A 13,292-nucleotide genomic window follows, 5' to 3' on the forward strand; every position below is an offset into this window, starting at 1 on the left:
GAGAATGAAACCCAGGAGGGCATCACAGCTGAACCACATGATTCGGAAAATGGCGGTACGACGGACAAAAGCGACGGTACCATTGAGGACGATGTGCGTAAAGGCGTGGACGATATGGGGGACGCGGTGCGTGAGGGCGCGGACGCTGTCGGAGACGCGGTGACAGGCAAAAAATCTGCGAATGCTGCGGATACGGCTGGATCGGGCGGAGCACTTTCTCCCAATCCGTAATGCTTGCGATAGGAAGAATGCAGTGTTGGTGCGCTGTTCACAGAAACACGAAAACAAGGGCCAGATCAATTGATTTGGCCCTTGTTTTCGATTTCGGCTTGCGGTACAATTGAATCAGTACTCCGCAAAGGGTGGTGAACACCGTGGATATACTCCTGCTGGCAAGCCTGCTCGTAATACTCTATGGTGTATTCGTTATCTTTGGCCATCAAGTGATTCCGCGCAAATATTGGGGATACTGCTGGACGAAGACGTACATGCGCAGAAGCGGCATTGGGTGGATCATGCTCGGTCTGCCGTGGCTTGCACTGGACAGAGCGGCGGTCTGCTTGCAACTGACGATTCCAAACGATGTATTGTGCAATTGGTTGTATTGTTAGGGATACCCGCATGCGTTTTCTCCATACTATGTGAAAAAAGTATAAAGCGATGTTCAAAAGAGAAACAGAATCATCAGAACGATAAAAATCCCCCGCCAGAAAGGGCGGGGGATTTTTGAACGCATATATCTGACAGATTTGGCTTAAAGCTGACTGGTAAAAATGTGGTAGCCGCTTGCAGTCAACTGCTCGAGCAGACGCTTGGCATGCTCAACGCCGCCCACTTCGCATACAACCTGAATAATGGCTTCACCGATTTCCAAATCAGCCTGCACACGGTCGTGCTGGAAACGGATGATATTCGCGTTTTGTTCGGCGACAAGGTGTGCGAAATGCTCGAGTGCGCCCGGCGCATCCGGCATGATCGTGGAAAACTTAAGATGACGGCAGCGGGTAACAAGTCCCTTTTCCACAATTTTATGAATGAAGGACACGTCAATATTGCCGCCGGATAAAACACAAACGACTTTTTTGCCCTTAATATCCACCTTGTTATTGAGCACCGCGGCAAGCGAGGATGCGCCTGCCGGCTCAACCACCTGCTTGGTACGCTCAAGCAGCAGCAGAATGGCCGAAGCAATATCATCATCCGAAACCGTTACGACGCGGTCAACGTATTTCTGAATATAAGAGAACGTTTTTTCGCCAGGTGTTTTCACCGCAATGCCGTCCGCAATGGTGCGCACTGTTTCGGACGGCTGAAGTGCGCCTGCACGGAAAGAATTGGCAATTGCAGGTGCGCCTTCTGCCTGCACACCGATGATTTGGATGCGCGGATTGATTTGCTTGGCGCAGGCGGCAATACCGGAAATCAGACCGCCGCCGCCGGCAGGCACAAAAATCATATCCACAAAGGGAAGGTCCCGCAAAATTTCAAGCGCAATGGTGCCCTGGCCGGCCATAACATCTTCATCATCGAACGGATGGATGAATTCTGCGCCTGTCTGTTCGCAGATTTCGCATGCTTTGGCATAGGCTTCATCATAGATAGTGCCGGCGAGCACAACTTCAGCGCCATACCCCTGTGTGGCAGAAACTTTGGCAATCGGGGTGGAGCGTGGCATAACGATGGTGGATTTCACGCCGACAGAAGCAGCGGCAAAGGCCACGCCCTGTGCATGATTGCCGGCGGAGGATGCAACCACGGCATGCAGATTGCCTTCTGCGTAGCGCTTCATGATTTTGTTATATGCGCCGCGCACCTTGAAGGAGCCGGTTTTCTGCTGATTTTCATATTTCAGATATACCTCTGCGCCAGTCATAGACGAAAACGTGCAGGAGGTAGACAGCGGAATATTATGGATTACATTTTTGAGACGATCGGAGGCGGCCTCAAAGTCTTTCAGTTCGAGCATAACTTTATTTCTCCAAATTAAGATTGTAATTCTTATCATATCACCATAAGGGAGCGATTGCAAGCGGGCAAAAGGCAGCTTTTCAAGATTTATTGCACTGCCTTGGTATATGGAATGCGGTTACAGCAAACGTGAAAAATACATGACGGGCGGGATGCTGTAAAGGAAGATGAAGAGAAATGCGGAAGATCGCATTTGAACAGAGGAAAAATGAACCAAATTTGGCGGTTAGGGTTGAAAAAACAATCGAATATCGCTATGATAGACGAAGGGTGTATGCTGCTGAAGAACCGCGCGGAGAAAATTACGGTATCTTATACAGATTACAGCATTATTCCCATAAGCAAAGAATTGCAGCACAAAAATTCAGGCATCTTTTTTGTTGCGTGCGGCATCATACTTTGTTATACTATTAACAATGAACATTGCAGTGGAGGAACTGTTATGGACGAAAAGAACAAGGGGTTTCGCAGCGCGGTTTTCGGTGGGTTTCATCGGGAAGACGTGTTGAAATACATAGAAGAGACGGATAAGAAATATTATACAGAGACGGAAGAACTACGCCGCCAGCTTGCGGAAGCGCAGGCCGCTCTTTCCGAACTGCGGGAACAGCATGAGACGCAGACAGAGAAAAATGCCGAACTGCTGGAACGGCTGGGCGAGATGACGCTGGATGCGGATAAGGTTCGTGCCCAGCTGGATGAGATTGAAAAAGGGTTTACCCTGCAGGCGGGGGAGATTGAAGCGCAAAATCAGCGGGCAGAGGCGTTAGCGACTGAAAACGACCGGCTGACAGCTGAAAATGCCAAGCTTTCTGCCAAGTGCGGCGAATATGACGCATCCAGAGAAAAAATTGCGGAGATGGAGCTTTCCGCTTACCGCCGCGCCAAGCAAATTGAAGAAGACGCCAAGGCGGAACTGCAAAAGCTTCGGCGGCAATCGATGGAAATGATTAACGAGGTAAAGCGTCAGCTGGATACGGCAAAAGAAAATTATCGGACGGTACTGACGCGCAGTCAACAGGAATCGGCAGAAATGGCGCGCAAAGCAAACGAGGTTTTGGGCGAAATTGATCGCATTTCATCTGCGCTGGGCAGCAAGGAAGATGCGCCGAAAAACGGTCTGCGTGATATGCTGAATGGTTTGCGGCCTAAAACGGGGGAATGATAAATGGCGCATTATGATTTGAACACGGCCGAACTTAAGCAGATGGCTCCTAAGCTGCGCGCAGGGGATACTGTTTCGCTTACTGGTACGATTTATACCGCGCGGGACGCAGCGCATAAACGGATCGTTGCGGCGATGGACGCAGGCGAGCCGCTGCCGTTTGATCTGGATGGCGCGGCTATCTATTATGCAGGCCCCACGCCGGCTAAGCCCGGCCAGGTGATTGGCTCTGTAGGACCGACGACTTCGGGACGTATGGACCCCTTTGCACCTAAATTGCTGGACGCGGGATTGAGCTGCATGATTGGCAAGGGGGTTCGTTCACAGGAAGTGCAGGATGCAATGGCGCGAAACGGCGGCGTATATATGGTCGCTATTGGCGGCGCTGGCGCGGTGAAAGCGGCATCCATCAAAAAACTGGAGGTTATTGCCTATGATGAGCTGGGCTGCGAGTCCGTCAAACGGCTGACGGTAGAAGGGTTCAGTGCAATTGTGTCGCAGGATTGCGTCGGCGGTAATCTGTATACCGAAGGCAAAGCAAAGTATAAAAGAGAAATTTAAAAAGGAAAGGAATATCGGCCCAAAGGGGAGGTCGGTATAGGGAGGAAAACAAGTTATGCGCAACTTTGAAACCAATGTACAACTGCTGAAATACCGCGTACTGAAAGAAGTGGCTGCACGCGCTTATGAAGGCAATTTGATGGAGAGCTATTATGAAATTCCCAAAATTATCTCTCCAGGCCCCAAGGCTAAGCTGCGCTGCTGCATTTATAAAGAGCGTGCGATTGCGCAGGAGCGCATTCGTCTGGCAATGGGCGGAGACCGCCGCAATCCGAACGTGATCGAAGTCATTCCGATTGCATGTGATGAATGCCCTGTGGAGCGGTATCAGGTCAGCGAATCTTGCCGCGGCTGTATTTCGCAGCGCTGCATTAAGAATTGCCCTAAGGATGCAATCAGCAAGACCAAAAACGGCAAGGTTGTAATTGACCATGAACTCTGCATTGAATGCGGACGCTGCGCCAAGGTATGCCCCTACGGTGCGATTACCGAGCATGTCCGTCCGTGCGAGCGCTCGTGCAAGGTTGGCGCGATCGCGATGAATGAGGAGAAAAAGGCGGAAATTAATATTGACAAGTGCATCGCCTGCGGCGCGTGCGTGTCCGCCTGCCCGTTCGGCGCAGTGATGGATAAGTCGTTTATGGTTGATGCAATCAACATGATCAAAAATTCCCGCGGCGGAGAAAACTATCGCACGGTTGCAATTGTTGCCCCCGCTCTGGCCAGCCAGTTTGACGATTGCAGTCTGGGCCAGGTGATTACAGCCATCCGCAACCTTGGTTTTGACTATGTGGTTGAGGCGGCGATGGGCGCTGATATGGTAGCGGATAAGGAATGCGAGGAACTGGTAGAGAAGGGATTCCTGACTTCTTCCTGCTGCCCGGCGTTTGTATCGTATATTCAGAAGCAGATGCCTGAACTGGAAGAACATATCTCGCATAACCTGTCTCCTATGGCGGAGATTGGCAGGTATGTTAAAATCAACGCAGAGATGCCGGTCAAGACCATTTTTATTGGGCCCTGCACCGCCAAAAAGGCGGAACAGCAAAAGCCGACGGTTGATTTGTGGATTGACTGCGTACTTACTTTTGAAGAGCTGCAGGCGATGATTGACGCGCGAGAGATTGATATGCCCTCGCTGGATGAAACTACGTTGGTCGATGCTTCTCCGTGGGGCCGCATTTTTGGCCGGTCGGGCGGCTTGACCGAAGCCGTACTGGAGGCGGTTAAGGAAAAAGGCCTGGATTTTGCAGTGAAGGCTGAGGTGTGCAGCGGTATTGAGGAATGCAAGACAGCTCTGCTGCGTGCAAAGGTAGGCAAGCTGGATAAGAACTTTATCGAAGGCATGGCCTGCGTTGGCGGCTGTGTGGGCGGCGCATGTAGCCTGACGCATGAAGCGAAGAGCAGAGTGAAGGTAGACCAGTACGGCAAAAATGCTGAAAACAAGGAAATTAAAACTGCGATAGATAAGTATCAGGTAAAAGTATAAAACATAAAAATCCCTCTCCGGACATACGATGTGCTTAGAAGCTGTCCGGGGAGGGATTTTTTTGAGATTGGGTTTCCGGCATACGGCGATGCAGGCCGTCTGTACGGTACTGGTATTGTGCTGCGCCATCAGCCTGCTGCGAATAAATGAAGCGCAAACCGTATTTGGTGAAGATTCGGACGGGGTCCGCCTGCCCATTCTGATGTATCACAGCATTCTGAAGGATACTGCGCGGCAGGGAAAATATGTGGTTTCGCCTGCCGTACTGGCCGCAGACCTGGATGCGCTGCAAAAACGCGGATATGAAACCGTAACGGTCAGCGATTTGCTGGCATATGTAAACGATGGAAAACCGCTGCCCGAAAAACCTGTGATGCTGACATTTGATGACGGATATTTCAACAATTATGTTTATGCCTATCCGCTGCTGCGGGAGCGCGGCATGCGGGCGGTAGTGTCAATTATCGGCAGCCAGACCGCCCTGTTTACTGAAAACGGGGAAGAGAATGCCTATTGGTCGCATGTAACGCTGGAGCACCTGCATACGATGTGCGACGTGTTTGAAGTGCAGAATCACTCCTGGAGCCTGCATGAATACGGCGAACGGCGCGGCTGCCTGCGCATGCGCGGAGAAGATGAAAAACGTTACGAAAGCCTGCTGCGCGAAGATACCGATCAAACACAGCAGCTTCTTGCAGAAGCGGGACTGCCCATACCGCAGTGTTATACCTATCCGTTTGGCGCCTGTTCGGCAGAGAGCGAGCGCGTTTTAAAGGAAATGGGGTTTTTATGCACCCTGGGATGCGAGGAGCGGGTTAACACAGTGACCCGGCAGCCGGATTGCCTGTATCAGATGGGGCGGTTCAATCGTGCAGCCGGCGAAAGCACAGAAAACTATCTTGGACGCGCGCTGGGAGAGTGAGAGGATGGATGCAATGCGATTTTCCGAACTGCACTGCCGGGAAGTTATTAATTTGTGCGGCGGCGCCCGCATGGGCGAAGTGAGCGATCTGGTGTTTGATCCGGTGTGCGGACAGATTACTGCAATTGTGGTTCCGGGGCAGGGCGGCCTGCTGAGCATGTTTTCACGCGAGGACTGTGTCATTCCATGGAACTGTATCGAAACACTTGGAGAAGACTATATTCTGGTGCGGTTCAAAAAATAGCATGGCAGAGATGCAGAAGGATCAGGAAAAATACTGGGAAAGCGGGGAGACGCCGGCAAGATGTTCCGCCTCCTGCGGAAAATCCCGCATCAAACGGGCGGCGCAGCGGGAGCAGAAATCGTGATAAAGCACATTGCTATCCCGCATTTGCTGCTTGAAACCCCAAATGTGCGTAAAATACCCTTGCTGCGCACCGTCAAACAAAGCGGGGAGGTCAGATAATGCGGCGGCAGGTATATTTCTGCGGGCGGCACACATGGCAAGCAGACGCTGCTCCGCGAAAACCATATAGGTCAATACATCGTCAGCATCAGGTGCGGAACGCATAAAACGAATGGCGGTATCCGTGTAGAACATGCGGAAATCGTCATCTGCAAAATATGCGAGCGCTGTATTGAAAGGGCGCACGGTCCAATCCAGTGCAGCAAGATCAAATCCGTGAGCCTGACGAAAGGCTTCGGGGCCGGGATAAATATCAGGCATAATATCTTCGCGATGAATGGCGGCCAGCGAAAGCTCCTTTAGCAGAGGAGCAATCGGTTTCCAAACGATAAAATCGGTGTCAATCATCACGCAGGGAGAAGGCATAGCGGCTAAGGCGTAGAGTTTTCCCGCCGCCCAAAAGGCAATGGGGTTGATATCGGCAGGGATGGAATCCAAAAGCGGATAGACACCGTCGTCCCACAAAAAAGAAAGACCAAGGGTATCGTAATACCGTTTGGCCGTGGAGTCACAGATCATGCGGATAGAGCCGTTGTTTTTTCGCCAATACAGGGCAGACAGCGCAGTGGTCAGAAGCTCAAATGGCTCAACAGCATATGCGGCGCCGGGGTGGCGCACGGTAAAAGGCTTCGTCCAGTTGATATGGAAAGCAGAGAGGGACATTTAGATCAACTCCAATCCGTAACCACCGGCAAGACAGAGACAGGAACCAAATGCGTAGGAACCGGAGCCTGACGAATAAAACGAAGTATGGTAAGAAGTGGTATAAGAAGCAGTATACGAACCGGAGCCGGAGCCAGCGGGTAAAAAAACAGTGCGGAAACCGTGCTGGATATTCTGCTCCATGCCTTCAGCAGGAGGCAAAGCGCCCGCCATGACTGGCACAGGCAGGTGCTGTTCCGAGGGATCTTCATACCAACCGGCATGTGTGGGATCTGCGGTAAAAACAGCGGCAGGACCGGCGGACGGCTGCGTTTTTTCCATGGGCTGGCAATGACGGGCATAGCTTTCCAAATCAAATACAACGCCATCTATTTCACGGTATTTTTCTGGATTCATCGCTAAAATACCATTGGGACGGGACATCATAATTATTGCGTCCTCCTTTTGCGTTTTCTGTTTAAATTATACTGTACCCCGCGGTAAACCGCAATGAGAATTTCTATTTACTGCAAAACTTTTTCTGCTGCCTTTGGGCTTTACACGGCGTGCAGGGAAGGATATAATAAAAAGCAAAATGGAAAATGGAGGCAGACACGATGGATTTTGCCCAATTGGAGTCTTCCGTGTGGCAGCGTTTGGCTGAGGAGCGCCGCCCGATTGTTTTATATGGTATGGGAGATGGCGCGGACAAAATTTTGACGCAGTTTGAACGCTTTGGTATAAAAATATCAGCGGTTTTTGCAAGCGATGAATTTGTTCGGGGACACAGTTTTCACGGTTTTCCAGTGCAGCGGCTATGTGAAGTGCAGGAGAAATTCGGTGAGGATATTGTCATTGTAATCTCCTTTGCCAGCCAAAGACCAGATGTGCTCGAACGAATGTATGCGCTGGATGCAAAATTTGATGTGGTAGCACCGGATGTGCCGGTAGCCGGCGAAGATTTGTTTGACGAAGCGTTTGTTCGACAGCATGCAGAGCAGATGAAGCGTGCCTACGCACTGCTGGCAGACGAACAGTCGCGCAGGGTGTTTTTGGATACGGTGCGGTTCAAGCTGTCTGGCCGGCTTTGCTATCTGCGGCAAAGCGAAACGACAAAAGATGAAATTTTCAATGCTGTTCTGCGGCCCTCGCAGCAGGAACATTTTGCGGATTTGGGCGCATATAATGGAGATACGATCAGAGAACTGCTGTCCTATACAGAGAAGGCGTTTGCCTCTGTGACAGCGCTGGAACCGGATAGGCGGAATTTTCGGAAGCTATCCCGATATGCAGAAGAAATGCTCAGCGGAGAGGTGCGGCTGATACAGGCGGGCGCATGGGACTGCGATACGGAGCAGTGCTTTGCGGCAAAAGCAGGGCGGCAGTCTCGGATAGCCGAACGTGGGATCATGGTGCCAATGCGTTCGCTGGACAGCGTGCTGCATGGGGCGCCGTGCACGATGTTAAAAATGGATGTAGAAGGGGCAGAGCGTGAAGCGCTGCAAGGGGCGGCGAACACAATCCGTCGTTTTCACCCAAAACTGAATATTGCTGCATACCACCGGAGCGAAGATTTTTTTGCGCTGCCTCTTTTGGTGCATTCGCTTCAATCGGATTACAGGATTTATCTGCGTCACCATCCATATGTACCTGCATGGGACACCAATTTGTATGCAATATAGAAAAAAGAGCTTTGCCGGCAGGCAAAGCTCTTTTGTGATTCATTCGCCTTCTGCAAGACGATAGCCTACGCCGACCTCAGTAAAAAGATACTGGGGTTCTGCTGGATTATCCTCAATCTTGCGGCGGATATTGGCCATATTAACGCGGAGTATCTGATTATCGCCGCCGGCGCGCGGCCCCCAAAGCTCTTTGATGATGAAGTCATAGGTCAACACTTTTCCGGCATACTTGCCAAGCAAAGCCACAATACGAAATTCGCTGAGGGTCAGCTTGACATTGGTACCATTTTTCAGCACCTGATGCTTGTTGTAATCAATTGTCAGTTCGCCGACGGTGTAAGTACCACGCTGCGCAATCTCACTGTTTTCGGAAGTGGTCCGCGTGTGCCGAATGGCAGTGCGTACACGCGCCAATAATTCGGCGGTACCAAACGGCTTGGTCAGATAATCATCTGCTCCAAGATCCAGAGCGCCCACTTTATCATGCTCATGCGAACGGGCGGAAACCACCACTACAGGCAAACTGGACCAGGAACGAAGGGCACTTAGAACATCCAGGCCATCCATATCCGGCAGACCGAGGTCAAGAATGACCAGATCAGGGCAATGAGAGGTAATCATGGAGAGCGCTTCTGCACCCGAACGGGCCTGGATTGTTTCATATCCATTGGAATTTAAGATCGTGGAAATGAAATGAGAAATGCTTTTCTCATCTTCAACAATTAATATTTTTTCGCGAATTGTCATGAATGCTCATCCTCCTCTGTAAGGGGCAGACGGAAAGTAAATTCGGCTCCTGTATCCAGATTCTTTGCAGACATTGTGCCGCCGTGCGCACGGACAATCGCCATGCAGACCGAAAGGCCGAGGCCCATGTTTCGTTTACCGTCTCCCGATGCGGTTTCGTTTCGCTTCAGTGTGCCGTCAAACAGACGGGAAAATTCTGTCGTCGGGATGCCGCAGCCGTTATCCTGTACAGAGAAAGTGGCGTATTCGCCATCTTTATGTACATTCAAAATGATGGCTGAAGTGGTTTTGCCGTGTATTACGGCATTTTCAAGCAGATTGGACAGTACCTGCTCGATTAAGATCGCGTCCATCGGCACCAGCAAAAGGTCGTCCGGCATGGCAACTTTGATTGAAATTGTGGGAAAACGTTTGCGGAATTTCTGCACGGTTTCGCCCAAAATTTCCTCAACAGCCTCAGGCTGCTTGATGATTTGTGCCTGTGCATTGCCGATGCGAGTGATAGAAAGTAAATTTTCTACAATACGAATCAGCCATTGCGCTTCATCGCGTACATCCATAATCAGCTCCCGCTGCTGTTCGACAGACAGATCAGGGGTTTCCAATACGGCTGATGTGGCGCCGACGATGGAGGTAAGCGGCGTGCGGATGTCGTGCGAGACAGAGCGCAGCAAGTTGGCACGAATCTTCTCTTTTTCCGCCTCGGCGCGGAGACGGTCCTGCTGTTTGATTCGGGTGGTCATGGCACAGGTGACCAGCGAGACACCGAACATCGTTAAAAAGGTAAGCGGATAGCCTGTAATTGTAAAGTTAAATGCCCAGTATGGATATGTAAAAATAAAATTGATGCTGATAACGCTGAAAAGAGAAGCCAAAATGCCGAACAGATATCCGGTTGTCAGGCGAGAAATCAGCAGAACAGCAAGAACAAAAATGGGAAAAGCAAACCCGTCTACCGTATTGGCCATGCGCAGCAAGGTACATAATTCCACGGCACAGGCAAATATTCCGGCAGAGACCAGCAAATCACGGAGCGAAAAAGGAAAGAAACGTTCAGCGGTTTTTTTATTTTGCAAGGCAGCAGTCTCCTTTAACAAATAATATGGTTGATGCATAGCATATATCTTCAACCATATAGTATAGCAGAAAACACGTTAAAAGTCTGCTAAAGTTTAGGAAGTGTAAAAATATGGCGGTATCAGGCGAAAGCCCATAACGCTGCATTGCCGCGTGCGGCTCCGGGTGAAAAGATAAAAGGTGTTTCCGGACCGATTCAGGGTACTAAAATTAACTCACAAGTACATTCCTGGAATTTTTCCTGTATTTTTTCATTTACAGCCTGTAGTGCATCGGATAATGCCTGCACTTCCAGGCTGCTTGTCTGAATTTGAAAATATACCGCCACCCATAAGTGCCGTCCTGTTTTGGTAATATCGAAAAATACAGGAGAGAAATGGTATTGCGCAAGAATTGGAAGACAAATTGTTTTGATTTCTTCCATAAAGGTCTGGTTTGGTGAAAAGAGAAAGATATCTTTTACCGCGCCCCATAACACCTGAATACTTTCTGGCAACATAAAGACCATCACAAAGACGGCTACGATTTGATCGAAATATGGCGTAATAAAGCCCAACGGGGTGTTTTCCAGATACAAGGATATAAAAAAGGCCAAGGCCATTCCTAAACTGTAAAGAATATCCAGTTTCCAGCCCAACAGTTCTGCGGTTATCGTTGGAGAGGAAAGATTACGGTTCAGGTGTTTCATCAGCAGAAAAATAACGATACTGGCTGCACCAAGACCGCATTGAAATATGGCAACCTGGGCGTTGTTGATCGGATTGCCGCCTGATAAAGCAGAGTCCAACACTTCAGCCGACACGCCAAGCGTAACGGACAACATCATAACGCCTTTAATGATGACAAATATAGATTCAATCTGAAAATAGCCGTAGGGGTGTTTTTCCGATACAGGTTTATGGAACAGAGGGGTCAAAAACAGAAGCAGGGCGATGAATACAAGTTCAGATGCATCGTACACGGCATCGGTCAAAGCCGACTGAGAGTGACTGTATATGGCAAAGATAAATTCTGCGATAGCAAAGACAAGTCCTGAGAAAAAGGACATCAACAGAATTTGTTTTTCTTTTTTTCGGTTATCATTTTGCACCTCTTCGGAAGATTTTTTTGATGAGTTAGGATGATGCGGTTATGCGCAGGAGAAATAACGATTTTGTTTGGCGGAGATAATGGTCATTATACCAGAGAAGATGAAAATTGTACAGGTCAGGGGGCGCTCTTTGGATATGTTTTCGGCGGCATAATTTGAATTTTAAGAATAATTATACATTAAAAGGGATAGAAATAAATGAAGAAGGGTATTGTCGGTTTTTCTATAAACAGACCGTTTTATAGAAAAGTTGAATTTATTTACAACACGATTTTATATGGACAGCCTCTAAAACGAATCTGTTCCAATAAATGCAGAAAAAGGCAGTAAGTTTTTAAAATATGAATAATTTGATTAGAATCAAATGAATTAGATATAAAATGTTTTGATTTTTCTGATATTGAATTTCACTGAAAATTGTGAAAAAAGGGGACAGTGTTAAAAAACGCTAAGAGATTTATAAAATCTAAACAGTAAAACATCGTGGCTTGACGGAGAATTAACATTTTGTTTGCGGACCTTAGCAGCGGTTAAACGGAAACATGCTGTATAATATAAACAACAGAAAGAGATCTGTAAGAATGAAAAGGGAGTGTTTCTGATGAAAGAACTGAAAGAGTATTTGCGTGAGGGCGAAAAGGTACGTTGGCAGGGTAAGCCTGAAGCGTTCCCGCTGATGGAAAATGCGAGCAAGGGCGGAATCCTTCGCACATGGCTGTTGACGATTGTCATCATCAGCGGTATCCTGCTGGCATATACCTCTTCAAATGATAACTGGAGCAAAGGGTTTGTTGGCGCAATGGTTATCGCCGGTATTGCGCTGCTGTGCTCGCCGCTGATGCAGAAGTCCAAAATCTGCAAGCAGAAGTATTACATCACTGACCAGCGCGTTATTGTTGAGATGAATGAAAATGAGCGTCATTCGATGGAACTGAAGGATATTGATGCGATTGACGTAATCCATGATGCTGCCGACCAGGACTGCATCGTTATCGGCAGCTGCATGCTGGGCAAGACGCGCAAGCAGATGCGCTGGCTGGCCTGCCATCCCCGGATCAACATGGTAGACAACGATAAGAAGGGCCAGGCGGAAGGCCTGGCGCTCTATGGCATCAGCAATGCAGCAGCGGCGATGGAACTGCTGGAAGAGGGCGCCGCAGGCTGTGTAGCATAATTTTTCAATCAGCAATCCAAAATAAAAGGCCGCAGAGGGTACTCTGCGGCCTTTTGCTGCATAAAGGCGTGAAAAACAAGAAAAAGGTGACAATTCCATTTATATATGGTATAATCCCTATCATACAAGGTTAGTTGGGAGGAAATATATTTGCTTTTTAATGCCTTGCGCAGAGGAGATTTGCGGCAGGCGATAATTACGCTTGCTTTGTCGCTGCCTGCGGTAGTTCTGTGCCTTTCGGTGCATGAGGCGGCGCACGGCGCTGCGGCATATTTGCTCGGGGACCGCACCGCGCGCGATTCCGGACGG

14 protein-coding genes are annotated in these 13,292 nt (G+C 49.3%); 8 read left to right on the plus strand and 6 right to left on the minus strand.

Translation table 11 applies throughout. The features are described from left to right. The coding region (locus ACOYIE_RS04820; RefSeq protein WP_433411014.1) for a hypothetical protein at positions 1-231 on the plus strand (231 nt) is incomplete at its 5' end. Positions 232-754: 523 nt separating this feature from the next. Here ACOYIE_RS04820 and ilvA read toward each other — a convergent pair. After that, positions 755-1,966 carry a threonine ammonia-lyase gene (gene ilvA / locus ACOYIE_RS04825; RefSeq protein ID WP_433411015.1) on the minus strand — a complete coding sequence of 404 codons (1,212 nt, stop codon included), beginning with the start codon at positions 1,964-1,966 and terminating at the stop codon, positions 755-757. Between the two features lie 444 nt (positions 1,967-2,410). Here ilvA and ACOYIE_RS04830 point away from each other — a divergent pair, with 444 nt between their 5' ends. The 5 genes from ACOYIE_RS04830 to ACOYIE_RS04850 all read left to right on the plus strand — a co-directional run bounded on the left by ACOYIE_RS04830 (position 2,411) and on the right by ACOYIE_RS04850 (position 6,349). After that, positions 2,411-3,133, plus strand: coding sequence for a hypothetical protein (locus ACOYIE_RS04830; RefSeq protein ID WP_433411016.1), 723 nt, complete (start codon positions 2,411-2,413; stop codon positions 3,131-3,133). Between the two features lie 3 nt (positions 3,134-3,136). Further along, positions 3,137-3,694, plus strand: coding sequence for a FumA C-terminus/TtdB family hydratase beta subunit (locus ACOYIE_RS04835; protein ID WP_433411017.1), 558 nt, complete (start codon positions 3,137-3,139; stop codon positions 3,692-3,694). A gap of 55 nt (positions 3,695-3,749) precedes the next feature. Continuing rightward, the gene (locus ACOYIE_RS04840; protein WP_433411018.1) at positions 3,750-5,183 is read left to right on the plus strand and encodes a 4Fe-4S dicluster domain-containing protein; all 1,434 of its coding nucleotides are present in this window, start codon (positions 3,750-3,752) and stop codon (positions 5,181-5,183) included. Positions 5,184-5,244: 61 nt separating this feature from the next. Continuing rightward, entirely contained in the window at positions 5,245-6,105 is an 861-nt protein-coding gene (locus ACOYIE_RS04845) for a polysaccharide deacetylase family protein (RefSeq protein WP_433411019.1), read from the plus strand. 4 nt (positions 6,106-6,109) lie between these two features. Further along, the gene (locus ACOYIE_RS04850; protein ID WP_433411020.1) at positions 6,110-6,349 is read left to right on the plus strand and encodes a YlmC/YmxH family sporulation protein; all 240 of its coding nucleotides are present in this window, start codon (positions 6,110-6,112) and stop codon (positions 6,347-6,349) included. Positions 6,350-6,370: 21 nt separating this feature from the next. Here the strand turns inward: ACOYIE_RS04850 and ACOYIE_RS04855 are convergent, their stop codons facing one another. Together ACOYIE_RS04855 and ACOYIE_RS04860 are read right to left on the minus strand one after the other, a co-directional pair. After that, entirely contained in the window at positions 6,371-7,234 is an 864-nt protein-coding gene (locus ACOYIE_RS04855; protein ID WP_433411021.1) for a DUF6734 family protein, read from the minus strand. Further along, positions 7,235-7,660 carry a hypothetical protein gene (locus tag ACOYIE_RS04860; protein ID WP_433411022.1) on the minus strand — a complete coding sequence of 142 codons (426 nt, stop codon included), beginning with the start codon at positions 7,658-7,660 and terminating at the stop codon, positions 7,235-7,237. It abuts the gene before it with no gap. 155 nt (positions 7,661-7,815) lie between these two features. On the opposite strand from ACOYIE_RS04860, the gene ACOYIE_RS04865 reads away from it, so the two are divergent. Beyond that, positions 7,816-8,895 (plus strand): FkbM family methyltransferase, encoded by a 1,080-nt coding sequence (locus tag ACOYIE_RS04865; RefSeq protein ID WP_433411023.1) that lies wholly within the window; start codon positions 7,816-7,818, stop codon positions 8,893-8,895. Positions 8,896-8,934: 39 nt separating this feature from the next. On the opposite strand, the gene ACOYIE_RS04870 is transcribed toward ACOYIE_RS04865, so the two are convergent. From ACOYIE_RS04870 to ACOYIE_RS04880, 3 genes are all read right to left on the minus strand, one after another. Continuing rightward, on the minus strand, positions 8,935-9,642 hold the full coding sequence (locus ACOYIE_RS04870) for a response regulator (RefSeq protein WP_433411024.1): 708 nt from the start codon (positions 9,640-9,642) through the stop codon (positions 8,935-8,937). Beyond that, the gene (locus tag ACOYIE_RS04875; RefSeq protein ID WP_433411025.1) at positions 9,639-10,718 is read right to left on the minus strand and encodes a sensor histidine kinase; all 1,080 of its coding nucleotides are present in this window, start codon (positions 10,716-10,718) and stop codon (positions 9,639-9,641) included. The genes ACOYIE_RS04870 and ACOYIE_RS04875 overlap by 4 nt, the downstream gene beginning before the upstream one ends. A 197-nt stretch (positions 10,719-10,915) precedes the next feature. Then, positions 10,916-11,809: a cation transporter gene (locus ACOYIE_RS04880; RefSeq protein WP_433411026.1), complete on the minus strand. Its 894-nt coding sequence runs from the start codon at positions 11,807-11,809 to the stop codon at positions 10,916-10,918. Between the two features lie 601 nt (positions 11,810-12,410). Between ACOYIE_RS04880 and ACOYIE_RS04885 the strand changes: the two genes are divergently transcribed. Then, positions 12,411-12,983 carry a hypothetical protein gene (locus ACOYIE_RS04885; RefSeq protein ID WP_433411027.1) on the plus strand — a complete coding sequence of 191 codons (573 nt, stop codon included), beginning with the start codon at positions 12,411-12,413 and terminating at the stop codon, positions 12,981-12,983. Positions 12,984-13,292: the final 309 nt, after the last annotated feature.

The organism is Agathobaculum sp., assembly GCF_050946325.1.
In the GTDB taxonomy this organism is placed as follows: domain Bacteria; phylum Bacillota; class Clostridia; order Oscillospirales; family Butyricicoccaceae; genus Agathobaculum.

Excerpts from the sequence above, each read along its gene's own strand:
- ilvA (WP_433411015.1), bottom strand. The coding sequence starts at position 1,966 with ATGCTCGAACTGAAAGACTTTGAGGCCGCCTCCGATCGTCTCAAAAAT.
- ACOYIE_RS04830 (WP_433411016.1), top strand. The coding sequence starts at position 2,411 with ATGGACGAAAAGAACAAGGGGTTTCGCAGCGCGGTTTTCGGTGGGTTT.
- ACOYIE_RS04835 (WP_433411017.1), top strand. The coding sequence starts at position 3,137 with ATGGCGCATTATGATTTGAACACGGCCGAACTTAAGCAGATGGCTCCT.
- ACOYIE_RS04840 (WP_433411018.1), top strand. The coding sequence starts at position 3,750 with ATGCGCAACTTTGAAACCAATGTACAACTGCTGAAATACCGCGTACTG.
- ACOYIE_RS04850 (WP_433411020.1), top strand. The coding sequence starts at position 6,110 with ATGGATGCAATGCGATTTTCCGAACTGCACTGCCGGGAAGTTATTAAT.
- ACOYIE_RS04855 (WP_433411021.1), bottom strand. The coding sequence starts at position 7,234 with ATGTCCCTCTCTGCTTTCCATATCAACTGGACGAAGCCTTTTACCGTG.
- ACOYIE_RS04860 (WP_433411022.1), bottom strand. The coding sequence starts at position 7,660 with ATGATGTCCCGTCCCAATGGTATTTTAGCGATGAATCCAGAAAAATAC.
- ACOYIE_RS04865 (WP_433411023.1), top strand. The coding sequence starts at position 7,816 with ATGGAGGCAGACACGATGGATTTTGCCCAATTGGAGTCTTCCGTGTGG.
- ACOYIE_RS04870 (WP_433411024.1), bottom strand. The coding sequence starts at position 9,642 with ATGACAATTCGCGAAAAAATATTAATTGTTGAAGATGAGAAAAGCATT.
- ACOYIE_RS04885 (WP_433411027.1), top strand. The coding sequence starts at position 12,411 with ATGAAAGAACTGAAAGAGTATTTGCGTGAGGGCGAAAAGGTACGTTGG.